The sequence below is a fragment of the Megasphaera massiliensis genome (assembly GCF_000455225.1).
In the GTDB taxonomy this organism is placed as follows: domain Bacteria; phylum Bacillota; class Negativicutes; order Veillonellales; family Megasphaeraceae; genus Megasphaera; species Megasphaera massiliensis.
This window is the reverse complement of record NZ_HF954537.1, coordinates 312,631-337,680: the sequence shown is the minus strand read 5'-3', so window position 1 is coordinate 337,680 and position 25,050 is coordinate 312,631. Positions and strand designations below refer to the sequence as shown.

The window sequence follows — 25,050 nt, the reverse complement described above, 5'->3', positions numbered from 1 at the left end:
TCCTCTTATATCTGTATTATTTCCCTAATTTTTCAGCCATGGCGGCAAGTTTCGACCCGATGACGGGCAGTTTGGCAAGGTCCGTTACGGCAACGGCCCGGAAGGCAAAGATGCCGATGAGATAGACGACGGTAGCAGCCATCATGGCCATGATGGTGGCCAACGTATTCCCTACCAGGTTGAGCAGGCTGTGGTGGATGATCCAAGCCGTACCAGCCATGGCAGCCCCCGACAGGAACAAGCGCCCGACATAGCCCCACTGGACGCCGTAGCCGACGAAGCGGCGGGCAAAATAGAGGTTCAGCGCCGTCGCCACAGCTAAATCGGCATTGGTCGCCCAAGCGGCCCCGACTTCACCGAGCCAGGGAATGGCCGTCAGGTGCCAGCTCAAGAAAATCTTAACGACAGCTGCAGCGGCCATATTGTAGAGCGGCACTGCCGTCCGCCCCATGCCCTGCAGAAGGCCGCTGGTAATCTGCTGGAGGCCAACGAGAAAGACCGAAATAGACAGGACGCCGATAGCAGGCCCGGCAGCCGGCGTAGCATACAAGAGACGTGAAATGGGCACGGCTAACACGGCCAGCCCCAAGCAGGCCGGGATGGTAATGACGTTGGCAATGCGCATCGCCGTATGGGTCCGGGACAGGACGACGTCCCTTCTCCCCTGGGAAAAGGCCGCTGAAACGGCCGGTACTAAGCTGGTCGCCAAGGAAATCGTCAAGATTGCCGGCAATTGGACGAGGCCGTTGGCCATGCCCGTCAGGTAGCCATAGAGGGCCGTCGCCTCATGGGTACTGTAACCGGCCGCTTCCAGCCGCAGAGGCACGATAAAGAGATCGATGCTGGCTACGGCCGGAAGGAGCATGTTGGCTGCCGCTACGGGAACGGCTAAGACGACGAGGCGGCGGATGATGTGCCGCGCCGACTGGATGACGAAGACGCCGTCGTCATCGGGCAGCGGCGTCCGTTGGTGCCGATAGTATAAGAAGGCGATGAGGATGACCCCTGCAGCTGCCCCGGGAACGGCACCGAAAGAAGCACCGGCCGCCGCCCACTCAAGACCTCTGGGCAGGAAAATCCAGGCGAGAACGAGCATCGTGCAGACGCGAACGAATTGATCGGCCATCTGGGACAGAGCCGTCGGCGTCATGAGCTGCAGACCTTGGAAATAGCCGCGGAAGCAGCAGACGATGACCGATAAGCTTAAGGCCGGCCCTAACACGGCCAGTGCCGGCAGAGCACGACTGTCGCGGACGATGCCGAACTCGATCATAGCCTGGGCTCCAAAAGGCAGGGCCAGGCCGCAGAGGACGGCGACGACGGTCATAAAGGCCAAGGTCACGTGAAAGATGCGGCGGACGCCGCTGTAATGGCCTCGGGCCGCTTGTTCGGCAATCATGATCGACACGGCAATGGGAATACCGGCGCCGATGATGCTGAGGAGCAGGATGTAGACCGGATAGGCCATCTGATAGAGGCCGATTCCCTCGCCGCCTAAGAGACGCGATAAGAAAATGCGGTTCAACCCGCCTAAGATCTTGACGACGATGCCGGCTACGGTGAGGACCATAGCGCCGCGTAAAAAGCTAGTCACGGGAATCCTCCTTTCGAAGGGAGGAAAAAGCCGTCAGCAAGGTCTGGATAAAGTCGAGGATATCGGCGATACCGGAAAGGGACACGCGGACCATGACCGGTATACTGGGAACGAGGCGGAAGCGGCTGCGCAGGGGCTTTTCGAGTTTCGTCAAATCGGGCATGTCCGAGACGCGGCGCCACTTGATTTCGAGGACGTCCTTCTTCTGGGCGATGAGGACCATTCCCTGAGCCTTGGCTTCGAGACGGGTTTCCGTCACCTGAAGGAGCTTTTCGACGTACGAACTGGGTCGGCCATAGCGGTCTTCCAGTTCGCGGCGCAGTTCGTCCAGCTCTTCTTTCGAAGAGACGACAGCCAAGCGCTGGTACATGTCGATTTTCTGACCGCCGTTTTGAATGTATTCGTTGTCGATAAAGGCGTCGACGTGGATTTCCATGACCGTTTCCGGCGGCGGCGGTTCCACTTCTTTCCCGGTCTGGGCCTTAGCAATGGCTTCTTCCAGCATATGGCAGTACATGGCAAAGCCGACGCTGGCGATGTTGCCGTGCTGTTCCCGACCGAGGAGGTTGCCGGCACCGCGGATTTCAAGGTCGCGCATGGCGATTTTAAAACCGGAACCGAGTTCGGTAAATTCTTTGATGGCTTGGAGCCGTTTTTCAGCGACTTCAGACAAAACCTTGTCCCTGCGGTACAAGAAGTATGCATAGGCCATGCGGTGGCTCCGACCGACGCGGCCCCGCATCTGATAGAGCTGAGACAGGCCGAAGTGGTCGGCGTCGTAAATGATGATCGTATTGGCATTGGCTACGTCAAGGCCGTTTTCGACGAGGCTCGAGCAGAGGAGTACGTCGTACTTTCCTTCATAGAAATCGAACATCATCGACTCGAGCATGCTGCCGGCCATCTGACCGTGGGCGATGCCGATGGTTACGTCAGGCAGGAGGGCCTGCAGTTCGTCCTTCATGCGTTCGATGGAAGCGACACGATTATAGACGAAAAAGACCTGGCCGCCCCGCCTCTTTTCGCGCATGATAGCGTCACTGACGATGCGGGCGTCGTATTCAGCAACGTAAGTCTGGACCGGGAAGCGGTCCGTCGGCGGCGATTCGATGACCGACATTTCCCGCAGGTTGACCAAAGACATGTGGAGGGTCCGCGGAATCGGCGTAGCACTGAGGGACAAGACGTCGATATGGGCGGCCCAGGCCTTCCATTTTTCTTTTTGGGCGACGCCGAAACGCTGTTCTTCGTCGACGACGAGAAGGCCCAGGGACTTGAATTTAACGTTCTTGTTGAGCAGGCTGTGAGTCCCGATGAGGATGTCGATATCGCCGGTCAAGGTCCGGGCCAGGATCGATTTCTTTTCTTTGTAGGAACGGAAACGGTTGAGGACTTCGACGTGGACACCGAAGGGGCCGAACCGTTCCATAAAGGTCTGGAAGTGCTGCTGAGACAAGACCGTCGTCGGTACCAAGACGGCAACCTGCTTACCGGCTGTGACGGCCTTAAAAATAGCCCTCATGGCCACTTCCGTCTTGCCAAAGCCGACATCGCCGCAGACCAAGCGGTCCATAGGCGTCGGTTTTTCCATGCTGTCCTTGATTTCACGGACGGCTTTAAACTGATCTTCCGTTTCTTCATAGGGAAAGGCTTCTTCAAATTCTTTCTGAAAGGGCGTATCCGGCGGGAAGGCATAGCCGGAGACGACCTCCCTTTTTGCGTAGAGGGCGACGAGTTTTTCAGCCAAATCGGTAATCGACTTCTGAGCCTTAGAGCGTATCTTCTGCCAATCCGAGCCGCCCATCTTCTGTAATTTCGGCGTATCGCCTTCGTTGCCGATGTAGCGCTGGAGGAGGGATAACTGGTCCGTCGGCACGTAGAGGATGTCTTTCCCGGCATAGTGGATTTCGAGGTAATCCTTGTGGACCCCATCCATTTCAATGGTCTTGATGCCCATGTAGCGGCCGATGCCGTGGACTTCATGGACGACGTAGTCGCCGGCTTTCAGGCTGGTAAAGACGCTGATTTCCTGGCCTTTGGCAACGCGGTGGCGCAACCGTCGTTTCTGAGTGCCGAAGACGTCTCGTTCGGCGACGGCGACGACCTTGGCATAAGGCAGTTCAAAGCCGTCGTGGATTTCCCCTTCAACGATATACATGCCGCCGGCGGCGCTTTTTTCGTCGTCATAATCAGCAATCGAAAGGTCATGCTGCTTCATCCAGGCTTTGAGGGAGGCAATGCGCTCTCTGCTGTTGATGACGAAGACGATAGTATTGCCTAAGCTTTGCCAATGGCCGACTTCTTCTTCGAGGAGGTTGAACTGCTTTTGGAAGCTGGCCATCATCTTGGCAGCAAAGCTGAAAGACTCGTCGATGAACATGTCCGGCACGGATTGGGCCATGAGGGACAAGACGATTTGAGGAACTTTTCGTTCCGGCGAGACCATGTTTTTCCATGACGCCAGGACGCCCTTGTAATCGTCCGATTCTTTGAGAACCTTTTTGAGACCGTCACGGACCCGGTTCGGTTCGTCCCAGATGATGGTCCCTTCTTCGACGTAATCGAGGAGGGTATATTCCTCATCGTCCGCCGTCGTCAGGGACACGGGCAAAATCCGCGCCCGTTCGGCATCATACAGCGACTTTTGGCTGTCGACGTCGAAGGCGCGGATGCTTTCCAGTTCATCGCCAAAGAAGGCCAGGCGCAGGGGCTGCGGTTCATTGACGGCAAAGACGTCGACAATGTCGCCGCGGACGGAAAAATGGCCTCGCCGTTCAACCATGTCAACCCGTTCATAGCCGGCGTCTACGAGGTTCTGCAACAAGTCATCGCGGTCGTATTCTCCTTGGATTTCGACGTCGATGGCCGCATCGTCGATGCGCTGGGGAGCCATGACGTACTGTGCCGCTTCTTCCGGCGCAGCCAAGACGAGAACCGGATCCCCTTGGCGCAGACGGCCCAGGGCTTCCATCTGCCGAGCCATCCGGTCGAGACTTTTAGCCGTCGTCGTAAAGACAGCCTTATCGACGACGGGAAAGTCGAGAACCTTTACGTCAGGCGCCAAAAAGGCCAGGTCCGCCTGCCAGGCCGCAGCCTGCTCCCGCGACGGGACGACGAGGACGACCTGACGGGGGCCTTCGTGCAGCACCTTAGCGACCAGAGCGCTCTTGACAGAGCCGCTGAGGCCGTAGATGCTGTGACAGCCGGGCTTTAAAAAGGCCTCCCCGGCGGACCGGATATTTTCATCTTGATTCATCCATTGAAAGAATTGCTTCATGCTTTTTTACCTCATGACAAAGGGGGCTTTAGTTTCCCAAAGCCCTCGATAATTATCATCATACTTGCGTGTTTTTTATTATATCATAGTTCATTCGTCCCGACTAGGCACATTATCGTCCCGCCGCGCCCTGCATGATAAAGGCTTCCCGTTCCTTACGACTCATCTTGAGGAGGCTCTTTTCTTTCAGGGTATCTTCATAAGACGGAGCAGCATCGCCTTCCATCCGCTTTTCCACATCGCGGCGGATCTGAGGCAGCATGTCGTAGAGGTGCTGACCCGGGCAGTCCGTACTATTGACGTCACGGTGACCGACGATGGTCGCTGCACTCGGCGTGATTTCATAAATCTTGCACAACCAGGCAACGAGGCCTTCTAGGGCATGGAGCTGAGCCGGCGTGGGAATTTCTTTATCGAAGTTCCCCGTGACGTTGATGCCGACAGTGTGATAGTTTTGCCCTTGGGCATGGGCTCCGACCGTCGCTAAGGGGCGTCCCCGTTCGATGGTCCCGTCTTTGCGGATAACGTAATGGTAGCCGATGCCGGCCCAGCCGTTCGCTAAATGGGCTCGGTGAATGGCAGCCGCCGACGTATCGCCGTCGGGAATGCCGACGTGGTGGATGACGATCATGTCCGTCTTGGGCCGCAGCAATAAGGGTTCATTGAAGCGGAAATTCGTTTCCTTAATAGCCATCGGTTCGGCCGGGGCTGCATCCGTTGCCGGATGATAGGTCCGCAGGACGCCGCGGGCTCCGGCAGGCTTCGCATCCCGGGGTACACTGCTCACGGCGACGGGCTGAAGTTCTGAGGATTCGCCGTCTGTCAAAGATTGGGCAGGGGTATCCCCTTTCGTCCCCTTCTTTTCGGACGACGATTTTTTTATCGACGCCCTTTTTCTTTACCGTCGCCTTTCCTTTTTCAGTAGCCGCCTTCGTTACGGACTGATTCGAATCGGAAACGGCACCGACCGTATAGGCCGCTTCGATGTCCGACGGCGATGCCGCCAACGACAGGCTTGAAAAACCAAAAGCCAGCCACAGCGCAACGGCCAGGGCTGACAGGGTCTTGCTTTGTTTCATGATTTAGTACACTTCCCCATGATGATTTTGAATGTGTGCGACCAGGCGGTCCCACAAAGCCTGCGGCTCAGGATGACCGTACGTGCCGAGGGCAATATGCGGCTTAGCCCGGCCGTGGTAGTCGCTGCCAATGGTCGCCATCAGGCCGTGTTCATCGGCAATCCGGCGGTAAAAGGCAGCCGTATCATCATCGTGATAGCTGCAGTAAGCTTCGATGCCGTCCAGACCGAGAGCGATGAGGGTTTCCGTCAAAGGACGGTTCTGCTTCATATTGGCTCCGGGATGGGCCAATACGGCGGCGCCGCCCTGATTGTGAATGATATCGACAGCCTTTGAAAAATCCATGAAGGTCATGGGGATGAAGGCCGGTCCCCCCTGACCGCAGATATCCCAGCCGAAGTTGACATAGGGCGCAGCACTGCGGCTGCCGCCCGGCCGATAGGGTGCCAGGACGGGGCAGTCGGCATTGCGCGGGTCCGAAAGGGCAACGCGAGCGATGTGAACCGACGCGACGACACCACTGGTACAAAGTTTCCAAATGGCGTCGCGGTCGAGGACGATGCCTAAGGCTTCGACGGCGTCGAGCACTTTGTCGGACACGACTTTTCGTTGGCCGTACACATCCTTTTCAATCGCTTCAAATACGGCGGCATCGGGATGAATCCCATAGCCTAAGAGGTGAAAGTTCTTCCCCTCATGCTGACAACTGATTTCAATGCCCGGTATGAGGCGCAGTCCCAGCCGGGACGCTTCTTCCCGTGCTTCGGGAATGGCCCGGGTGGAATCGTGGTCGGTGACGGCCACGGCCTGTACCTTCGCGTCAGCGCACTGACGTATCAAGTCGGCCGGTTCAAACTGACCGTCCATGCTGTATTTTGTATGCATGTGCAAATCAAGCCATGTTTCCATACTCTACACTCCCTCTCATTTAAATGTCGCCCTTATTATACTACGCATGACGGCGCCGTGCCAGTAAGAAGTAAGTAAGATATGGGCTTATCCGCGAGTCAGTTTATAAATGAGGGCGTTGCAGATAGCAGCGGCAATGGTGCTGCCCCCTTTTCGTCCTTTAGCGACGATATAAGGGACGCCGGCTTCCATGATGACGTCTTTGGCGTATTCGACATTGACGAAGCCGACGGGAACGCCGATGATGAGGGCCGGCGCGATGCGTCCTTCATCGATGAGTTCTTTCAGGCGCAGAAGGGCTGTCGGCGCATTGCCGACGGCGATGATGAGCGGTCCCGTAAGACCGGCGGCCTTATCCATCGAGGCCTGAGCCCGCGTCGTCCCCTGTTCCCGGGCCGCAGCGGCTACGTCGTCATCAGCCATGAAGCAGACCTTTTGGCAGCCCAGTTTCGTAAGACCGGGCTTACTGATGCCCATACAGGCCATATTGGTATCGGTCACGATGGTGCAGCCGCCTTTCAAGGCTTCTAGGGCCTTCGTTACGGCACCCTCGCTGAAGCGCAGGTTGCGGACGTAATCGAAGTCGGCGCTGGTGTGAACGACGCGCTTGATGATGTCCTTTTCATCGGGCGGAAGCTCAATCGGCCCCAGTTCGCTTTCAATAATTTCCATGCTGCGGCGTTCGATGTCGGCCGGTAAAATATGTTCTATCTTCATACAGATTCATCCTTTCTGAAACGACCTCGATCCCGGCAGGCTTTGACGAAGTTAGCCGCCCAATCCGGATTTCCGAGGAAATGGAGGTGGAGATAACTGGCGGCTAAGGTTTCACCGGCCACGCCGCCGGGCCAGGAACGCCGACTCCCGGCCTTATAGGCCGTAAAGGCCTCCCCTTCCAGAGAACTCTTGGAATAATGGAATTCATGAGCCGGTATGGTGTCACCGGCCTTACAGAGGAGGTTGTCTTCTTCTGCCTGTAAGGTCACGTAACCGAAGTGCTGAAGGGACGTCGTCATAAAGGTCTCACCGGGAACGGCACCGACCCAGGCCCAAAGCTTCCCGTCGTCGCCGCGAAAATACTGATGGAGATACATGAAGCCGCCGCATTCGGCAAAGCAAGGCAGTCCGCCTATCAAGGCCTGTCTGATCTGGCCGCGCAGGCTTTCGTTAACTTCAAGTTCTCGAGCGTAAAGTTCGGGATAGCCGCCGCCCACATAAAGACCGTCGCAAGGCGGCAGATTGCTGTCGTGAAGGGGGCTGAAAAAGATCAATTCGGCCCCGCAGCGGCGAAGGATGTCCAGGCTGTCTTCGTAGTAAAAGCAAAAAGCCTCGTCACGGGCCACGGCAATGACAGCCTGTCGTTCCATCTCCCCTTCTTTCCCCGCTTCCAGCGCGTCTCCTTCGGCAAGGGGCGAGGCTGCCCGGGCCAGGGTTAACAGGCCGTCGAGGTCGATATGCATTTCAGCCGCGTCCGTCAGGCGCTCCATAATAGCCTGAAGGTTCTGTATTTCTCCGGCCGTCACTAATCCCAGGTGGCGACTGGAAAAGGCGCAGTCCGGAAGATCCGGAAGGGCGCCTAAAGCCGTAAGGCCCGAGGCCTTTTCCCAAGCGTCCTTAAAATGGGCGTATACCATGGGTTTTATGCGGTTTACGATAAAGCCGACGATATGGCTGTCCGGATAAAAATCGGCCATTCCCTTTAAGACGGCACCTAAGGAGAGCCCTGCCCCACGGCCGTCGACGACAATTACGACCGGTGTATCGGTAACGGCGGCAACGTCATAAGCACTGGCTTCGTGACCCCTTCCGACACCGTCGTAATAGCCCATGGCCCCTTCGATGAGAACCAGGTCAGACTTTTCTCCATGACGGCAAAGAAGCTGCCGGGCCGCTTGGGCTCCTTTTTCGCCGCGGCCGAAGAGAAAGAGATCGAGGTTATACGACGGAGTGTGAAGGACGCGGCGGTGGAACATGGGATCGATATAGTCCGGGCCGGACTTAAAGGCTGTCATGGACAATCCGCGCTTTTTTAAAGCCTGCAGCAGGGCACAGACGACGGTCGTCTTGCCGCTGCCGCTTTTGGGAGCCGCGATTAACAGCCGCGGAATCGTGGATCGATGCGCCATAGGAACCTCCTTTATAAGACCGTCAGGAAACATCGGAACGGCGGACAATGGTTACAATAAAAATCGGATTCTGGGCCATCATGAGATGGCTGGCGCCGACTTTTTGACTGCGGGCCGCACTGACCTGAGTAATATCGAAATCATACCCGGGATGAGATCCGTAGTAGGTCGTAAGGGCCGCCAAGGTCTCGATGGTAATGGCCGTGACGACGACGGCACAGGCTTCATTTTTGCCGTACAATTCGTCAAGGATAGCCGCCAACCGCCCCTTGGTACCGCCGATAAAGGCGTAATTAGGCGGCGTCTCGATATCTTTCAGGCGCTCACGGGCATCGCCGGCGACGACGGTGACATTGGACAGGTCGAAGTGGGCAATATTTTGCTTCAAGACCCGCAGGGCATCGTCGTTTATTTCAAAGGCATAAACCCTTCCAAAGGGCGCCTGCAGGGCCAGTTCCACCGTACAGGACCCGGTACCGGCACCGATATCGTAGACGACGGCATCGGCAGCCGGTGCCAGTTTCGACAAGGCCACGCTGCGGATTTCCTGTTTGGTCATGGGCGCCTTACCCCGCAAAAAAGCCTCGTCGGCAAGACCGTGTACAGGGCGCTGCCAAGGACGGGCGTCGTCATTTTCAATCATCATGACGGCTAAGGCGTCGTCCCCTCTTTCCGTAAAGTCAGCAGCCGTACCGCGAAGGATGACTTCGTCGTCATAAGAGAGATTACAGCCGATGGCAACCCGCACGGCTCCAAGCCCTCTGTCACAGAGACTGCGGCAGAGGGCAGCCGGTGATTCGCTGCCGCCGGTGAGGACGAAGACCTTGGCATGCTGGCGTACAGCCGGAATAAGCGGTTCCTGCCTGCCATGGCGGCTGACGATGAAGACGTCATTCCAAGATGTCTCCAAGGCCGCGGCAAAGTAGACCAGACTGCTGATGCCGGCGATACGGGTCACGGTGCAGTCCGGGATGTTCTTCAATAAGGCTGCCAGGCTGAAAAAGCCGACATCCCCCGATACCAAGACGGCCATAGGACCGTCCTCCTCCGTCCGCGACGCCGCCAGGCGGCAGATTTCATCGCGCCGATAAGTCCGGACCAATTCTTTTCCCGTCCCCTCAAAGGGTTCCAGCATCCGCTTGTCGCCGACGAGAAGGGTCGAGGCTTCGATGGCACGTTTGGCTTGTACGGTCAAAAGATCCGGATTCCCCGGACCGGTGCCGATAACATAGATATGCATATAGCGTCCTTTCCCTGACGAAATAATCTCCCTGTCAGCGTTCGATGATGATGACCGTCGCCCCCGTTCGTTCGGCCCCTTTCAGTTTTTCTTGGAAGCCGCCGGTGTGCCCTGAATTTTTAGTGACGACGTAGCGGGCCCCGGTCTCTTTAAACATGGCCGCATTGAGGTCCGCCGAGAAAGGCCCCTGCATGCAGATCAGGCGCGCCGGCGGGTAGCCCAAATCCAAGGCCCGTTCGAGGGAGGCCTTGACCGGTAAAATACGGGCATAGACTCGATTTTCATAGCCCGGGATCTTGGCAAAGGCATCGAGGTTCTTACTGCCCGTCGTCAAAAATACGTTCCCTTCCGTATGACTCAGGACTTCGACGGCTTCGTCGACGGTGCGAACGGCAATGGTGCGGCCATCCGTCCGGTACGTTCCGGCCCGGCGGTTGATGCGGCGATAAGGGACACCGGCCTTTTGGCAGGCTGCCTTGATGTTGTCGGTGACGACCGTGGCATAGGGATGGGTGGCGTCGATGGCAAGGCGTATCCCTTTGTCCTTCAAAAATCCTTCCATCTGTCCCTCATCCATTCGGCCTTCCAGGACGGTCACATAAGGACTTTTCGGCAATAAGGACGCGCCGTAGGCCGTCGCTACGGAGACGAAGGCTTTGACCTGAAAGCGTGCGGCGTAACCGGCCAGTTTCCGCCCTTCCGTCGTCCCGCCGGCAATCCACACCGGACCGATCATAACCGATAGCCTCGCGGCGTAACCAACTTGCCGTTCAGGATTTTCGTCTGGCTGTTGCCGATAAAGACCGTGCAGAACATGTCGAGGTGCTGCGTCCGCAATTCGCCTAAGGTAAGAATTTTGACGTCTTGACCGTCACGGCCGATGTTGCGGACGATGCCTGCCGGCGTATGGGCCGACTGATGGCGCAGGATGATGTCACAAGCCTTTTCGAGGTAGTCAGACCGCTTCTTGCTGGCCGGGTTATAGAGGCAGATGACAAAGTCCCCGGCTGCAGCGCAGTCGAGGCGGTTTTCAATCTTATCCCACGGCGTCAGAAGATCGCTCAAGGAAATGAGGCAGGCGTCGGCAATGAGGGGCGCCCCCAAAAGAGCGGCACCGGCACTGGCAGCGGTGACGCCGGGAATGACTTCGATGTCAACGTCCGGCGTATCGGCAGCCACTTCGTGCATGATGCCGGCCATGCCGTAGATGCCGGCGTCACCGCTGGAAACGATGGCCACCTTCTGCCCCTCAAGGGCTCGTTCCAAGACCAAGCGGCAGCGAGCCACTTCCTGAGTCATGCCGGTGACGACAAATTCCTTGTCAGGAAAATAGCTGCGAATCAAATCGATGTATGTATGGTAGCCGACGATGCAGTCGCAGCCTTCGAGGACAGCCTTGGCCTCCAAGGTCATGCCCTGTTCAGAGCCGGGACCGATGCCGACGACGTAAATATGTGGTTTCATGAAATCACATCCTTCTAAACATTTAAAAATCGGAGTATATACGATTCACAGGCAACGGCCACGGTGATACCCTGACCGGCCTTTTTGGAAACGACGAGCTTGCCGCCGCCACTTGCCTTGACGGCCGATCGTTCACAGACATTGTCCGTCCCGACGGCCTGTCGGACAAAATCCGAAGCCGTAAACGTGCCCGGCACAGCGTTGAGCTCGTCGGCCGTAAAGAAGCGGATAGGCCATGACCGCTCTTTAGCAAAGGCCAAGAGCCCCGTTTCATCCCGCTTGACGTCGAGGCTGCTGACGTCCGCCACGGCCTCTTTCGAGAGGTTGGCCTCTTTAAGGGCCGATGAGACGGCATTTTCAATAGCCGAGGATGAGGTTCCGCGGCGGCAGCCGATGCCGACATGGAGAATAGCCGGTCTTACCATGACGGAAGTTTGAAAAAGGGACAGGTTCTCTTTCGTCGTCACAATCAACCCCGTTTCACAATCCGTCGTCATGACCAAGCCCGGCGGCAAAGGACCTTCAATGGGAAACTCACTGTACAAGCCAGCCCTTCCCCTTTCCAGAAGACCCGCAGCAAAGGCCTTGGCCTCCGTCAGAGAAGACAGGCGCAGACCGGCCTTTGCGGCCCATTCATCGACGGCAAATAAGGCATTGACGTCGGTTGCCGTCGTAATGACGGCCTGTCCCCCTATGGCCTCAGCCACTTGCCGGGCCCATTCATTGGCTCTGCCAATATGACCGGACAAGATGGGAATGACGAACTGCCCTTTTTCGTCGATGACGATAACCGCCGGGTCCTGATCCTTTTTACGGATAAAAGGCGCAATAGACCGCACGGCGATGGCCGCTGCCCCGACGAAAAGGAGGAGCCGTGCCGATTGAAAAGCCCGGCCCGTTTCTTCCCGCAGAGACGGGTCGAAGGAGACGGCCGGCGGTATGGCAAACTTCGCGAGCGTCGCCTGACGGACCTGCCAGCCATTTTGCTGAAGGAAGGCTGCTGCTCTGCCGCCAAGGGCCGTTCCGGCTTTGGTAAAGGAAAAAACAACTGCGTTCACGACCTGTCCCCCTTCTAAAAAAATCGGTGCCTCTGCAATCCGTTAATATAAACCAAAGATATTATACCATATTTATACCGATATCGGTGTATGGTGTGTACCGATATCGGTATCGCACCCCCTCTTTCCCGGCACATCCTTTCCACCAACGAAAAGCCTGAGATTCTATGTTTTGGCAACAAAAAATTCCGAGCAGCCCGTCGAGGTTGCTCGGAACAAAAAATCTCTTTTTTTATTATCTTTTCCCTAAGGAATCGATTTATTCCTGCCGGATTTTTTCTTACTGCTGCTGCAGCCAGTTCAAGACGTCGTTGTCGCTGGCCCCGCCATTGAAGCGGACACCGGTCTGCCAATCGCCGGTGCCTGCTGCCTTGGCCAGGTTCTGACCGCTGTCACCGAGGGAGCTTGCCGCTGACGTGCAGAAAGGAATGACCTTTTTGCCGCTGAAGTTATGACCTTCCACGAAGGTGTAGACGACATGCGGCGCCTGCTGCCACCACAGGGGGTAACCGATGTAGACCGTATCGTAGGAATCCCAGTCGGCGACGTCGCCTTCATAGGTCGGCCGCAGCTGAGGCTGGGCGTGTTCGCGAACGACGCGGCTGTTGTCGTCGCGGTAGTTGAGGTCGCTGTCGGAATACGGCTCGGTCGGCTTGATTTCAAAGACCGTCGCATTTTCATGGTTGGCAATCGTTTCGGCTACGCGTTTCGTATTGCCCGTTGCCGAGAAGTAGACGACTAAGACCTTTCCTTGAGAAGCGGCAGCCTTAGCCCCGTCCGATGCCGGCTGTGCCGCCGTCGTCCCCGTACTGCCGCAGGCCGTAAGGGTCACTAAGGCGACAGCCATCAATAAACCGCTCATGATTTTTTTCCACATACCAAAATCCCCCTTGTCCGATAATAAAATTATTTATCTAAACCTTGTTTATGGAGCCAGGCTGCAATGGCGTCGGCCACTTCCTCGTTATTGAGGTCGGCCATCATGAAATGGGTGTTACCCTTAATGCCGATGTCGGGCAGGCTGACGACTTCCACATGGCCACCGTACTGATTGACCAGGGCTTCCCATTTTTTGGCCAGATTCCAGCGGACGCGCCAATTGTCTTCGCCCCAATTGGCAACCGTGGTATCGCCTTTCGGGATGTTGTCGCCAAAGTAGACGACGATGGGAATCTTGGTCAGCTTCATGAACTCATCCATAGAAACAGCCGTGCCTCTAGCAGGGAAAGGACTGGTCGTTTCTTCCACAGGCGGAACCATCCCTTCCGGGAAGGGGAAGGTTCCCGGTTCCAAGGCGATGACGCCCTTGACATGAGACGAGGCCATGGCCGTTTCCCAGCCGGGACCGCCGCCGGCCGAATGAGTCATCAAGACGCCGTCGCCGACCTTATCAAAGACAGCCGTCATGGCGGTGGCGATGACATGGCTGTCAAAAGCCCCCGTGTCCGGTGTCATAGCCCGGAAGAACTGGTCCTGTGAAGCGGCGTCTTTGGGGAAGGCTACGTTATCGTTATAATCAGGCCACTGGCCGATGCGGAAGTTGTTGAACCAAAGTTGGTCGTCCGGACGGGCGCTGATTGAAGTCGGGACGGTAGAACGGCCGGCCCGTCCCCGCCGCGGTTCGTCGACGAGATAGGTCTTGTACCGTTTTTCCAAAAAGATATTCTGGAAGCCGTCGCGGCCGTCGGGTGTCGTTTCCCAGGTCTTGGCCGACTGACCGTAACCGTGAAGGAAGACGAGGGCCGTACGGCGGGCATTCTTCGGTTCCTGATAAAAGACGTAGGCATGGTCACCGTGCAGGGTTTCGCCGGCGTTGTTGGTCGGTTCCGTCGTCCCCTTATACTCGCCCGGTGCCGTAACCACGGTCCCTCCGGCCAAAAAACTTCCCTGGTCGACGATAGTCACAGGCTTCATGGCAAAAGCCGAACCGGTAATCAGTGTCGCAGCCAAGATAGCTGCCGCAGTCATTCTCATCTTCATGAGGTACCTCCTTTTAGTGAATAAAATTCGTGAAAATCGGTTCTTCCCGTTCCGGAAGGGCTACACCGGCCTGGCGGGCCGCTTCCTGACAGCGCAGCATATAGGCCATATTACGGCCTAAGACCCGCATGGTATACAGGCCTTCCTTATCCTCCAAGACTTCTTCCGGCGCCGCGCCGTGGACTTCATTCCAGTAGCGCGACGAGACGATAGGCATTTCCTGCAGGGTGAAGTATTTATTCATCTGGTCAAAAGAGACGGTCGTCCCGGCCCGGCGTGCCGAAATGACGGCTGCTGCCGGTTTCAAATAAAAGGCCTTATTGCCGTTTCCGTTGGCTTCGGCATAAAAGACGCGGTCCATGAAGGACGTCATATTGCCGGCCAGAGCCGCATAATGGACGGGTGAGCCGAAGACGAAGCCGTCGGCCGACAAGGCCTTTTCCCGAAATTCATTGACGATGTCGGGAATGACGCAGCGCCCGATTTCCCGGCACTTATGACAGGCCATGCAGCCGCCAATCGGTTTGACACCGATCCAAAAGAATTCCGTTTCAATGCCGAGGGTTTCCAAAGTCCGGGCCACTTCCTGAAGGGCCGTATAGGTACAGCCTTCTTTATGAGGCGAGCCGTTTACCAATAATACTTTCATGGTCATATCCTCTTTCCATCACCTCAACCTGACTCCATTATTATACTATAAACCTTGGTGTCGAGTCCAAGTCAAGGGAACATATGTCTTTTTTATTATAAATTGAAAAATTCGGTCTTTCCGACGAACCGTCGGAAAGCGATCAGCCCCGAACGACCGTACCGCCAAAGACGGACGACATCTGTATCTTATCCAGGGCTTCATCAATTTGGCGTACTTCATCAGCCGTCAGTTCGATGTCCGCGGCTGCCCCGTTTTCTAAGAGACGATTCGGGTTGGTCGTTCCCGGAATAGGTACGATCCACGGCTTTTTAGAAATCATCCAGGCAAGGGACAATTGTGCCGGCGTAGCATTCTTGGAGGCAGCCAGGTCCTGGATCCACTGCAAAAGGGCCTTGTTTTCTTCGATAGCATCGGCCTGGAACTGGGGCATATTCCGGCGGTAGTCCGTATCGGGATCAAATTGAGAATTCGCATCGTACCGAGCCGTCAGGAAACCGTTAGCCATAGGCGAAAAGGCAACTAAGCCGACCTGCAGTTCTTCGAGGACCGGGAACATCTTTTCATACCAGCGGGCCATCATGGAATAGCGGTTCTGTACGGCCGTGACCGGGCAGACGGCATGGGCCCGGCGCAGGGTGTCTGCGTCGACTTCGGACAGGCCCCAATGAAGGATCTTCCCTTCCTTCATGAGGTCAGCCATGACGGCAGCTACGTCTTCGACGGGAACCTTGGTGTCCTGGCGATGCTGGTAGTAGATGTCGATATGGTCGGTCTGAAGGCGTTTCAAAGAGTCTTCGACGGACTTGCGGATAAGTTCCGGACGGGCATCGGGGACGATGGGCTTATTGGGCTCGGGCGACGTCATATCGAAGTGGATGCCGAATTTGGTGCCGATCTGGATGCGGTCGCGGAAAGGCTTCAAGGCTTCTCCCAACAAGGTTTCGTTGGCGTGGGGATCGTCCGGTGTCCCATAGACTTCGGCCGTATCGAAGAAGGTATAGCCGGCATCGACGGCCTTGGCCAATAATTCTGTCATTTCATGGCGATCCTTGGGCTTGCCATAACCGTGACTCATGCCCATGCAGCCTAAGCCGACGGCCGATACGGTAAAATCTTTTCCTAAGGTGCGAGTTTTCATAAAAATCCTTCCTTTCCAAATAAAAACGAAGTGTCATGAAATCGATATAAGCTAAGGTTTCCCCTGATCTCAACCAAGGCCGGTGACGACAGCGACGATTGGCATGGTAACCACGGCAGCAGCCGTCGTCAAGGCAATGCCCTCTACGGAGACAGGATAGGCGTCTTTATTATAAACGGCTGCCAAGAGGGGAATGATGTTCCCTGACGGCGTCGCCAGTGCCGCCATGCAGATGGCCAGTAAATACGTATTATCCACGAAGCGGCCGAGAATTAGGGTCAGGACGATGGGAATGACGACCATCTTGAGGATCGTAAAGGCGATGATGCGGCCGTTTATCATGCACTTCCACGCCGTATCGGTCAGGAAAGAACCGAGGAGCATCATGGCCAAAGGCGCCGTCATACTGCCGAGCATGATAATCGACTGGGCCAGTATATACGGCAGCTCGATGCCGCTCAGGTAAAGGATGATGGCCAGGATGCAGGCGCCCATGCCGGTATTGGCCAAACTCTGCCAACGAAAGGGTTCTTTCTTGTCAGAACTGCCTTTGATGGTCTGAATAACATAAGAGAAAAAGAGAATATTAAAAGGAATCAAGAGGACGGTCATATAAATGAGGGCATCCTTCCCGTAAATGCCGTCGATCATGGGAACGCCCATGAAACCGATATTGGTGAAGATGACCATGACATTGACGATGCCGTAGTGTTTCTTGGGATAGCGAAGGATCCGCGGCAGGATCCAGGCACAGGCCATGAGCAAAACCAGCATGGTCAGGATGACGCCGAAGGCATAGGCCAGTTCCGCCCCTTCAATGCGGGGGCCCTTGCCGGTAACGCCCGATAAGATAATGGCCGGATAAGCGATGTTGACCACCAATTTCGTAATCTGCGGCTGATTGGCCGGCGTCAGGATTTCATAACGACGGGCCAAGGCGCCAACGGCCATGAGCAGGACGAAAATAATCATTTGTTGTAAAATAAGCATCGGTTCCTCATTATCCTTCCTACCAGGCTTCTTCAAAGATGGCCAAGATTTCATCGCCATCGAGGTGCTTGTAGCTTCCCGGCGAAGCGACACAACCGGAAGCTATACGGGGCAGCCAATCTTTTTGGTCGTCCGTCATGCCCAGTTCCCGCAAGGTCGTCGGCAGGCCGATTTCCTTTACAAAATAGGCTAAGGCTTCGACGCCGTCGTTAGCAAGTTCAGCTGTTGTCTTCCCTTCCGGGGAAATGCCCCAAACTTCGCTGGCAAAGCGGGCGAATTTTTCCGCCCCTTCAACTTTAATGTGGCGGTAATAGACCGGCAAGAGGACGGCCAGGCCGCAGCCGTGGTTGCAGTCCGTAAAGGCTCCCAGGGAGTGCTCTAAGATATGGCCTTGGAAATCGCCTTTCTTCCCCAATTTGAGGATACGGTTTTCAGCCATCGTCGAGAGCCAGACCAGGTTGCTGCGGGCTTCGTAGTCTTCAGGATTTTCAATGGCCTTACGAAGGTTGCGGACGACGCTCTTCATGAGGGCTTCATTAATGCTGTCCGACACATTATCAACATCGGGGGCGCTGAAATAGGTTTCCATCATGTGCGTAAAGGAATCAAAGGCGCCGGAAATCATCTGCAGCTTGGGAACGGTGTAGGTATAAAGCGGGTCGAGGAGGGCAAATTGAGCGTTGAGGGCCGGGTAATCGCGGCCGGTCTTAATCTTTACGTCTTCGTTGGTAATGACGGCGCCGCCGTTCATCTCACTGCCCGTCCCCGATACGGTCATGACGATGCCTAACGGAATAGGTTTGACGTCGATGGTGCCGGCCTTAGCCCAAAAATCAGTCCACACGTCACCGTCATAGACGGCAGCCAGGGACACGGCTTTGCAGCAGTCCATGACCGAACCGCCGCCGACAGCCAAGATGAGGTCCACGTCCTGTTCTTTGGCGATTTTCGCCCCTTCGAGGACCTTGGCATAGGTCGGATTGGCCATGATGCCCGAAAATTCGACGACGGCCTTTTCGGCCTTGGTCAAAATCGCCATGATTTCATCGTAAATGCCGGTCCGCTTAATGGAGCCGCCGCCATAGGCCACCATGACCGTCTTCCCGTAATGGGACAAGAGTTCCGGCAAGTATTGACCGACGCAGCCTTTTCCAAAATAGGCTTTTGTACTATTTTCAAAAACAAAGTTTTCCATTTCATCGTCTCCTATCCAATATCTATCTATAAACAGCCAAGAGGCTGTGTAAAAGCAACAAAAAGTATCGAACCTTCCAAAAGGGCTTACAAACGGGGCTGTCCCGGCCTTCACCTCAGGTACAAATTTATCTTATCATTCGGTATTAACTACCGGTCAAGTCTTTTTTGAAAACTTTTTCTAAAAACATGCCTTCGGCCGAAAAGCCAGTTGAAACCTCTGGCAGCCGTTCCTATTCTCTTGTCAGTCGGAGCGGCTTTGAACGCCCTCTCCCGAAACAGGGACGGCAGATGATTTGGGAGAAACGGAAAGATTTTCCTTATGGTCATGACTTCCGAATAGAACTTGAGGTTCGGTGTAAAAATAAGGTATAATAATTATGTATTTTATGTAAAAAAAGGAGACTACACGCTATGTCAAAAAAAATGATGTCTATTGCCATCCTAGCCTCCCTGGCAATGGCCCTGCCCATCGGCGCAGATGCCAAAGAACGTTTTTCCAGCAGCCATGAACCCTTCTCAGCAGAGATGGCCAGCCGATCCGAAATGGACGCCTATCGGAAAGATTTGGACACCTATGTCCGCGACGTCGATAAACAGATTGACGAACTCCTGGCCCGGCGAAGAGACGCCGTCGACCAGTACAATAAGGCCGTCCACACGTACAATACGGAAACCTTCTTCCATCAGGATACCCTGCCTTACTATCCCCATTACCGCCAAGCCGGCCGTCGCGGAACCTACCATCACCACGGCCCGTGCTATGCTGCCCCGCGGGAAAAAACTCCGGAAGAGCGCCAACGCGACCGGATCGACACCTTTATCGACCATATGATGGACTGGGGCGACTGACAAATCGGCGTATCGATTCGTACCGGATAGATACTGATTTATGTATCCGAAATCCGCCTTCTGATTTTTTACGACAAAAAGCCACTGATTTAGTCATCAGTGGCTTTTTCAGATGCCCGTAACCAACGGACCAAGAACTCTATCTGTGGAAAAGGATGTTTCACCGATTCCCCCTGACTCAGTCTCCATGACGGTGACAGAAAGCGTTCCCGCTTATCTAGGGGCCGGGCTCAGCCATTTTTCTCTGTTTGACAGTATGTCCCGGAGGGCCCGACACTTCGACGGTAATAACCGTCGATTCGCCTGTCGGCACCCACTCGATGACCTTTACGGACCCGTTGGGAACTTCTTTCTGCCAGTCATTGAGCCATGACAGGATCGAGGCAAAAGGACCTTCCATCATCAGGGTCTGGCCGTCGCCCTGTCGGGCCTGGTGCCACGACAAGAGGGTCAGTCCATGACTGTCGATCAGATTTGAAACAGCCCCTTCCATATCGACAGCACTCCCGTCCAGCACCGCTGCGGAAGCCGAAAAATCTTTATGGGCATAGACTTGAAGCTGGCTGCGAAGACTTTTCCATGCTGTAAAAGATTGATACGACATCCAAGCATACCCCAGAGAGAGCCCCGCCAATAGTAAGGCCGCCAGGATCCACGACGGTGACCACACCCGCCCTTTAAGAATTTTTTTCATGACAACTCACTTCTAAGGAAAAAGGGACGGCTTCGCCGCCTTTAGGCTGCATACGGGTCACAGCCGCTTGATACCGCCCGCCGGCCTGTAAATAGCTCTGCCATTTTCGGGCCCCGTCGGGAGTCGCTGTCAAGCCTTCGATGACGGCTCCCCTGTCTCGGCCGCTGACCTTGGTGACAACGACCGTATCCGGTTTGGAAAGGGCCAGATCCACGAACAAGACAGGCCAGGAAAAAGACGTCTCCTGCCGTTCTTTGGCCTGTCGTTCGGCCAAGGCCTGCCCCTCTCGGATCCGGTCGTTATGGCCTTTGATTCTCTCTTGGATCGGATAAAGTACCCTTTCATAATACATTTTCTCTTGGGCGATTTGGTATTGAAAAAAAGTTCCGCCTGCCAAAAAGAGTCCGGCCAATCCCAAGAGTCCCAGCGTAAGGGGCTTTCCCCAAAGGCATCGAGGCTGCCGGTATGCCGGCGGTATCAAGTTGCATTTCACGCTCACCACGCTCCCTTACAGCAGAATCAAGGACGCCGTCGCCTGAGACAGTCCATACTGTTCCATGACCTGAGCAACGGCCTTCGACGGCGACAAGGGGCGGCCTTCCGTCTCCCCGTCTTCCTGCCACATAAAAGGTGAAGCCCCTTCTGAAAGAGGCGCACCTTCTTGCAGCTCATAGGCCAGGGGCCGGCCGTTTTGCAGATGTACCGTATGGAGGACCCTTTCATCCCGAAACGATAGGAGGCCTTGCCCCTCCGGTTGGATCCGTCCCAAAAAAGCAGGCAGCAGGTCCAAGGAAGCAAGGACGGCATCGGCATCGACGACGGATTGACACAAAGCCTCGATACAGTCGGCCGGATAGGCGCCGACGATCCAGTCATAGAGCCCGTCTCGATTTTTTTCAGGACAAGCAAGGTCAAAGCCATAGGGCTTCCCATCTTCGTCGAGCAAGCCGGCACCCCGAATGAGTTCCCGGGCTTCGGCCGCATCTGCTGTCGCTAAAGGAATAGGCTTCCATATCATATTCGGTCCGCCGACGACGATATGGATACGCCAGCCGGACAGGCCGTAGCGATCCAGTAACAGCGGCATTTTGGCCCGAATTTCATCGGGAGAATCAAGCCAATCCTTCTTCCATTGCCGCTCACACTCCGTATGCCCTTGACAAAAGGCGACGGGACCATACCATTTGCGTGTTTGTTTTAAAACGCGAATCGTCTGCCCCATCAGCCACAGACAGGCATTTCTGTACTGCCGCATACCCTCACCTCTCAATCCCGATAATGAATCGGCTGCAATTCATACTGACCGTCTTCATGCCGTACTACTTCAAAGAAAAGGCTGCTCGTTTGTTCTAACGATGCCGCTTCATCGACGGCAAGGGCCCGCAAATACCCGCGGTCGCCCTGAACTTCGACAGTGACGGCTTCTCCCTTTTCGGCCAGCTGCGCCGATTGAGGCACGGCCACGGCGTGACGTTGAAAATAAGGAAGTGGATTTTGTTGTACCTCCTGCCATCCTTCTCGGACGGCACTGTCCGCCAAGTAGTGCAGGCGGACTTTCTTTTCATATATGGCAACCATCTGCAGGCTGCTCACGGCCAACAAAGCCGTCGTCATGGCCAGGGACAAGGTCAGGACGGCCATGGCCGTCATCGAAAAAGAAAAGAATCCGTTTCGCATCTTCATCGCCTTCCTTCATTCAACGACGTTACCATAAGCGTAATCGGCAGGGACAGCCCGCTTTCTTCCTCTACGAGAAGAAGGGATACGGCAACGGCCTGCCCTTCTTGAGAAAAGAAGGGCCTTTTGTCGTAAGGGTAAATCAGAATCCGACAGCCCTTGACCGTACCGACACCGCCGGTCAGTGGCTGATACGTCCCGTCATTGAGGCGGACAAAGAGGACGTCCCCGTGCACCAGAAAGCCTTTGCGCCTCCCCTGCGGTGTTGTAAAGCGAATACTGTCGAAAGACACGTCCCATTCCTGACCGTAGACCAATTCTTGGAACAAGGTCGCTTCAATGCTCACGGCCTGACGCAGTAAGGCCTCTTGAATATGGGCCCTTCTATCAAAGCTCACGGTCTGACTCATCAGGGGCAGGAAGGCTGTCACAGCCAATACGACGAAGGTCATGGCCAGCAGCATATCCATCATCATCCAGCCGTTCCTTCGGCGGAATCGGCCCCAGGCGCCGACAGAAAAACGGTTTGCCACCTTCATCGTCCACCTCGACTTCCCATACCGTATACCCTCGTTGCTCGCCATACTGCCGATGCCGGATTCCATAACGATGTCCGGCCACTTCTATCTCATCCGGCAAAGGCAGTCCGGCCTTCCACCGTTCCATGGCCTGACGGCCGACCATGACCGCCTGATAGCGAGAGGCAGCCCGCCGGTGCAGCTCCAGGGCTTGGACGGCAAGGGCTCCGGCGGCAAGCAGCAGGACGGCTCCGATAAAAAAGGCTGCCATGCCGTCAGCCAGGAAGAAAAAGCCGTTCTTCCTACTCGATGCGGATGCGCCCGGTCTGAGCCGCCACGACGATGCGCCGCTCATAGCGCTCATCGTCTGCCGAAACGACGACCACCATTTTATACTTCGGACGGCCGTAAACATCAAACTGCACCACTCCTTTCGTCACCCGTATCCCCGGCGGGTAAGGCCTTTTTTTCTTCACTCGATAGCGATGCTGCAAGACATACCGATCCTCTTGCAGCATCAACTTACAGTAATCTTTACCGACGTTGTTGCCAAGGCTGTGCTGGCGGGCGATTTCCATATCAAAGACCAACTCCCGCACGAGGCCGTCAAGGGCTTGATGACGGCTGAGGGACTGGCTGCTGCTCAGAGCCAAGGCCAAATAAAGGCCGAGGAGGAACACAGCCGTCAACAGGCCTGTCAGTTGAATAAATCCATTGCGTCGTTTCATAAGCCGAGACCGATACGGAGCCACTGAAAGTGAATCTCCTGTGAAAGCCACCAGCCAAAGAGGAGGAAGGGCCCAAAGGGAAGGATGGTCTTCCCCTTTAGGCTCCAACAGAGAAGGGAGATGACCGTCGCGGACAAGAAAGCCGTCACGGTCATCAGCCAGGCCCCTCCCGCCGGACAGCCGATAGAGAGGGCTAAGGCCAGTTTAATGTCACCGCTGCCGATACTGTTCGGCCAGAGGACGTAGAGGAGGAGAAAAAAGAAAATCGTCGCACTGACGGCCATGACCGATGGTCGGACGAGGCCAAGGGCCAAGGACAGGATATTGCCGACTGCCAGGACGACAACGGGAGCATCGGGAATCCAATAGGCTTTGACGTCGGTATAGGTAATGGCGGCCGTAGCCCCAAAAGCCAAGCCGTACCAAAGTCCAAAGAGCTCCATGGCTTAGGTTCCGGCCGGCACGCCTGCATCGGAATCAGAGGAATAATGCTTATCGTTATAATCAGCAGAAACGACGCCATTTTCGATGCGGTACTCTTCTTTATCCGGCGTCAGCGGCTTAAATTGCAGGTACTGCCGTCCTTGGCCGTCCACCTTGACCAGCTCGTCGACAGTCGTCGGGAATTCACCGTGGTCGATTTCATAAAGGGCGGCAGCATTGCTGATAGTGCGGATATCGGCCTGTACCTTGGCTTCCTGTGCCGTCTTCGTTGCCGACGTGAACTTCGGTACGGCAAAGGATGCAAAGACCAGGATGATAGAGACACAGATTAACATTTCTAACATAGAAAAACCATTTCGCATAGTCATGATAAGACTCCTTTCAAGAAGTAACGACGGAAGATGCCATATCGAGCAGCGGCAAGAGCAGCGAAAACATCAAAAATCCCATAAAGACGCCGACAATGATCAGGACAAAGGGCCCCAGCCAGCGCTGCAGGCCGGCCGCCCACCGACGAAGGCGGCTGTCATAATAAACGGCGATGGCCGTTAAGGCATCGTCATATTTCCCGGTCATTTCACCGACGGTGAGCATGGTCTCGATATAGGCCGTGCCATAAGGACTGTCGTGAACAGCCTGGCTGAAGGTCTGTCCCCGTTCCAACCGAAAACGGAGGCAGCGGACGTAGTTCTGAAACGAGAGCGACGGTACGACGGAGCCGGCGCCGGACAGACATTCCAATAAGGGAATTCCACCGGACAACTGGACGGCTAAGATGCGGCTGAAGCGCTGCCAGGCCCACGCCAAAAATAAAGACTGAACACCGGGAACACGAAGGACGGCTTTTTCCATCGCCAACCGATACGTATCGTCCCGCCAGGCCCGCACCAGGAAGAAACTCATCAGGCTTATTCCCAAAGGGATATAGATGCCATGCCGGCGGAGCCAGCCGCAAACCGAAAGGAGGTACTGCGTCCCCTTGGGGACAGCTACGTTCATCTGCGCCATCATGTCGACGAAGACGGGGATGATGAAGAATACGGCACCTGTCATCAAAAGCAAGAGACAGGCCAATAAGAAGGCCGGATAGGCTAGGGCTCCAAAGAGGACGCGACGGTCTTTCTCGGCCCGGGTATAAAAATCAGCCAGGACCTGACAGATGGTATCGAGATTCCCCGTCTGTTCCCCTGCTTCGATGAGTCGGCAGGCCAAGGTGGGAAAAGCCTGGCAACGGCGCATGGCCAGCGATGGACGGATGCCCTGCTCCATGTGAAGAGCCGCCGTATGCAGGGCTTGTCGGCGCTTTTTCTTCATATCCGACGTCAATAGTTTCCAAGCTTGGACTAAAGGGACGCCGCTGGTCAAGAGCATCCCCAATTGGCGAAAGAAAAAAGCCAGGCTTTTCCCGTCGAGGCGCGGCGATGGTGAAAACATCG

General features: G+C 55.6%; 28 protein-coding genes. 1 reads left to right on the top strand and 27 read right to left on the bottom strand.

Features of this window, described 5'->3' with window-relative positions:
- Nucleotides 1-16: 16 nt before the first annotated feature.
- From TX77_RS04960 to TX77_RS04885, 17 genes are all read right to left on the bottom strand, one after another.
- Nucleotides 17-1,600 carry a putative polysaccharide biosynthesis protein gene (locus TX77_RS04960; protein ID WP_154651860.1) on the bottom strand — a complete coding sequence of 528 codons (1,584 nt, stop codon included), beginning with the start codon at nt 1,598-1,600 and terminating at the stop codon, nt 17-19.
- Nucleotides 1,587-4,871, bottom strand: a complete 3,285-nt coding sequence (gene mfd, locus TX77_RS04955) for a transcription-repair coupling factor (protein ID WP_044503716.1) — start codon at nt 4,869-4,871, stop codon at nt 1,587-1,589. The genes TX77_RS04960 and mfd overlap by 14 nt, the downstream gene beginning before the upstream one ends.
- A 112-nt stretch (nt 4,872-4,983) precedes the next feature.
- Nucleotides 4,984-5,658 carry a peptidoglycan recognition protein family protein gene (locus TX77_RS13165; RefSeq protein ID WP_230198046.1) on the bottom strand — a complete coding sequence of 225 codons (675 nt, stop codon included), beginning with the start codon at nt 5,656-5,658 and terminating at the stop codon, nt 4,984-4,986.
- Nucleotides 5,555-5,950: a hypothetical protein gene (locus TX77_RS14035; RefSeq protein ID WP_230198045.1), complete on the bottom strand. Its 396-nt coding sequence runs from the start codon at nt 5,948-5,950 to the stop codon at nt 5,555-5,557. Before TX77_RS14035 ends, TX77_RS13165 begins: the two co-directional genes overlap by 104 nt.
- 3 nt (nt 5,951-5,953) lie before the next feature.
- Entirely contained in the window at nt 5,954-6,859 is a 906-nt protein-coding gene (locus TX77_RS04945; RefSeq protein ID WP_044503715.1) for a PHP domain-containing protein, read from the bottom strand.
- A gap of 87 nt (nt 6,860-6,946) precedes the next feature.
- A complete protein-coding gene (locus TX77_RS04940; RefSeq protein ID WP_044503714.1) occupies nt 6,947-7,576 on the bottom strand; it encodes a precorrin-8X methylmutase in 630 nt (209 codons plus the stop codon).
- Nucleotides 7,573-8,985, bottom strand: a complete 1,413-nt coding sequence (locus TX77_RS04935) for a cobyrinic acid a,c-diamide synthase CobB (RefSeq protein ID WP_071822314.1) — start codon at nt 8,983-8,985, stop codon at nt 7,573-7,575. Before TX77_RS04935 ends, TX77_RS04940 begins: the two co-directional genes overlap by 4 nt.
- A gap of 22 nt (nt 8,986-9,007) precedes the next feature.
- The gene (locus tag TX77_RS04930) at nt 9,008-10,225 is read right to left on the bottom strand and encodes a bifunctional cobalt-precorrin-7 (C(5))-methyltransferase/cobalt-precorrin-6B (C(15))-methyltransferase (RefSeq protein WP_044503713.1); all 1,218 of its coding nucleotides are present in this window, start codon (nt 10,223-10,225) and stop codon (nt 9,008-9,010) included.
- 34 nt (nt 10,226-10,259) lie between these two features.
- Entirely contained in the window at nt 10,260-10,961 is a 702-nt protein-coding gene (gene cobK, locus TX77_RS04925) for a precorrin-6A reductase (RefSeq protein ID WP_044503712.1), read from the bottom strand.
- The gene (cobJ, locus tag TX77_RS04920) at nt 10,958-11,689 is read right to left on the bottom strand and encodes a precorrin-3B C(17)-methyltransferase (protein ID WP_044503711.1); all 732 of its coding nucleotides are present in this window, start codon (nt 11,687-11,689) and stop codon (nt 10,958-10,960) included. Before cobJ ends, cobK begins: the two co-directional genes overlap by 4 nt.
- A 14-nt stretch (nt 11,690-11,703) precedes the next feature.
- A complete protein-coding gene (locus TX77_RS04915; protein ID WP_044503710.1) occupies nt 11,704-12,747 on the bottom strand; it encodes a cobalt-precorrin 5A hydrolase in 1,044 nt (347 codons plus the stop codon).
- A 280-nt stretch (nt 12,748-13,027) separates the two neighbouring features.
- The gene (locus TX77_RS04910; RefSeq protein ID WP_044503709.1) at nt 13,028-13,624 is read right to left on the bottom strand and encodes a flavodoxin; all 597 of its coding nucleotides are present in this window, start codon (nt 13,622-13,624) and stop codon (nt 13,028-13,030) included.
- Nucleotides 13,625-13,653: 29 nt separating this feature from the next.
- Nucleotides 13,654-14,727, bottom strand: a complete 1,074-nt coding sequence (locus TX77_RS04905) for an alpha/beta hydrolase (RefSeq protein WP_044503708.1) — start codon at nt 14,725-14,727, stop codon at nt 13,654-13,656.
- 13 nt (nt 14,728-14,740) lie between these two features.
- Nucleotides 14,741-15,376: a flavodoxin family protein gene (locus TX77_RS04900; RefSeq protein ID WP_044503707.1), complete on the bottom strand. Its 636-nt coding sequence runs from the start codon at nt 15,374-15,376 to the stop codon at nt 14,741-14,743.
- 142 nt (nt 15,377-15,518) lie between these two features.
- A complete protein-coding gene (locus tag TX77_RS04895; RefSeq protein ID WP_044503706.1) occupies nt 15,519-16,517 on the bottom strand; it encodes an aldo/keto reductase in 999 nt (332 codons plus the stop codon).
- A 69-nt stretch (nt 16,518-16,586) separates the two neighbouring features.
- On the bottom strand, nt 16,587-17,507 hold the full coding sequence (locus TX77_RS04890) for an AEC family transporter (RefSeq protein ID WP_044503705.1): 921 nt from the start codon (nt 17,505-17,507) through the stop codon (nt 16,587-16,589).
- A 19-nt stretch (nt 17,508-17,526) separates the two neighbouring features.
- A complete protein-coding gene (locus tag TX77_RS04885; protein ID WP_044503704.1) occupies nt 17,527-18,702 on the bottom strand; it encodes an iron-containing alcohol dehydrogenase in 1,176 nt (391 codons plus the stop codon).
- Between the two features lie 413 nt (nt 18,703-19,115).
- Between TX77_RS04885 and TX77_RS04880 the strand changes: the two genes are divergently transcribed.
- Nucleotides 19,116-19,553, top strand: a complete 438-nt coding sequence (locus TX77_RS04880; RefSeq protein WP_044503703.1) for a hypothetical protein — start codon at nt 19,116-19,118, stop codon at nt 19,551-19,553.
- Nucleotides 19,554-19,770: 217 nt separating this feature from the next.
- Here the strand turns inward: TX77_RS04880 and TX77_RS04875 are convergent, their stop codons facing one another.
- The 10 genes from TX77_RS04875 to TX77_RS04835 are packed head-to-tail and all read right to left on the bottom strand — an operon-like array spanning nt 19,771 to nt 25,048.
- Nucleotides 19,771-20,247 carry a hypothetical protein gene (locus TX77_RS04875; protein ID WP_154651859.1) on the bottom strand — a complete coding sequence of 159 codons (477 nt, stop codon included), beginning with the start codon at nt 20,245-20,247 and terminating at the stop codon, nt 19,771-19,773.
- Complete coding sequence (locus tag TX77_RS04870) at nt 20,231-20,740, bottom strand: hypothetical protein (protein WP_044503701.1); 510 nt, start codon at nt 20,738-20,740, stop codon at nt 20,231-20,233. The genes TX77_RS04875 and TX77_RS04870 overlap by 17 nt, the downstream gene beginning before the upstream one ends.
- Before the next feature lie 15 nt (nt 20,741-20,755).
- Nucleotides 20,756-21,502 carry a hypothetical protein gene (locus tag TX77_RS04865; protein WP_044503699.1) on the bottom strand — a complete coding sequence of 249 codons (747 nt, stop codon included), beginning with the start codon at nt 21,500-21,502 and terminating at the stop codon, nt 20,756-20,758.
- A gap of 11 nt (nt 21,503-21,513) precedes the next feature.
- Nucleotides 21,514-21,930 (bottom strand): hypothetical protein, encoded by a 417-nt coding sequence (locus TX77_RS04860; RefSeq protein WP_044503698.1) that lies wholly within the window; start codon nt 21,928-21,930, stop codon nt 21,514-21,516.
- A complete protein-coding gene (locus TX77_RS04855; protein ID WP_230198103.1) occupies nt 21,927-22,397 on the bottom strand; it encodes a hypothetical protein in 471 nt (156 codons plus the stop codon). Before TX77_RS04855 ends, TX77_RS04860 begins: the two co-directional genes overlap by 4 nt.
- Nucleotides 22,312-22,797: a hypothetical protein gene (locus TX77_RS14030; RefSeq protein ID WP_230198044.1), complete on the bottom strand. Its 486-nt coding sequence runs from the start codon at nt 22,795-22,797 to the stop codon at nt 22,312-22,314. Before TX77_RS14030 ends, TX77_RS04855 begins: the two co-directional genes overlap by 86 nt.
- Nucleotides 22,745-23,170, bottom strand: a complete 426-nt coding sequence (locus TX77_RS04850) for a hypothetical protein (protein WP_044503697.1) — start codon at nt 23,168-23,170, stop codon at nt 22,745-22,747. The genes TX77_RS14030 and TX77_RS04850 overlap by 53 nt, the downstream gene beginning before the upstream one ends.
- Nucleotides 23,167-23,613, bottom strand: a complete 447-nt coding sequence (locus TX77_RS04845; protein ID WP_044503696.1) for a prepilin peptidase — start codon at nt 23,611-23,613, stop codon at nt 23,167-23,169. The genes TX77_RS04850 and TX77_RS04845 overlap by 4 nt, the downstream gene beginning before the upstream one ends.
- A gap of 3 nt (nt 23,614-23,616) precedes the next feature.
- Nucleotides 23,617-23,982, bottom strand: a complete 366-nt coding sequence (locus TX77_RS04840) for a competence type IV pilus major pilin ComGC (RefSeq protein ID WP_044503695.1) — start codon at nt 23,980-23,982, stop codon at nt 23,617-23,619.
- Nucleotides 23,983-23,995: 13 nt separating this feature from the next.
- Nucleotides 23,996-25,048, bottom strand: coding sequence for a type II secretion system F family protein (locus TX77_RS04835; RefSeq protein ID WP_044503694.1), 1,053 nt, complete (start codon nt 25,046-25,048; stop codon nt 23,996-23,998).
- Nucleotides 25,049-25,050 lie beyond the last annotated feature (2 nt).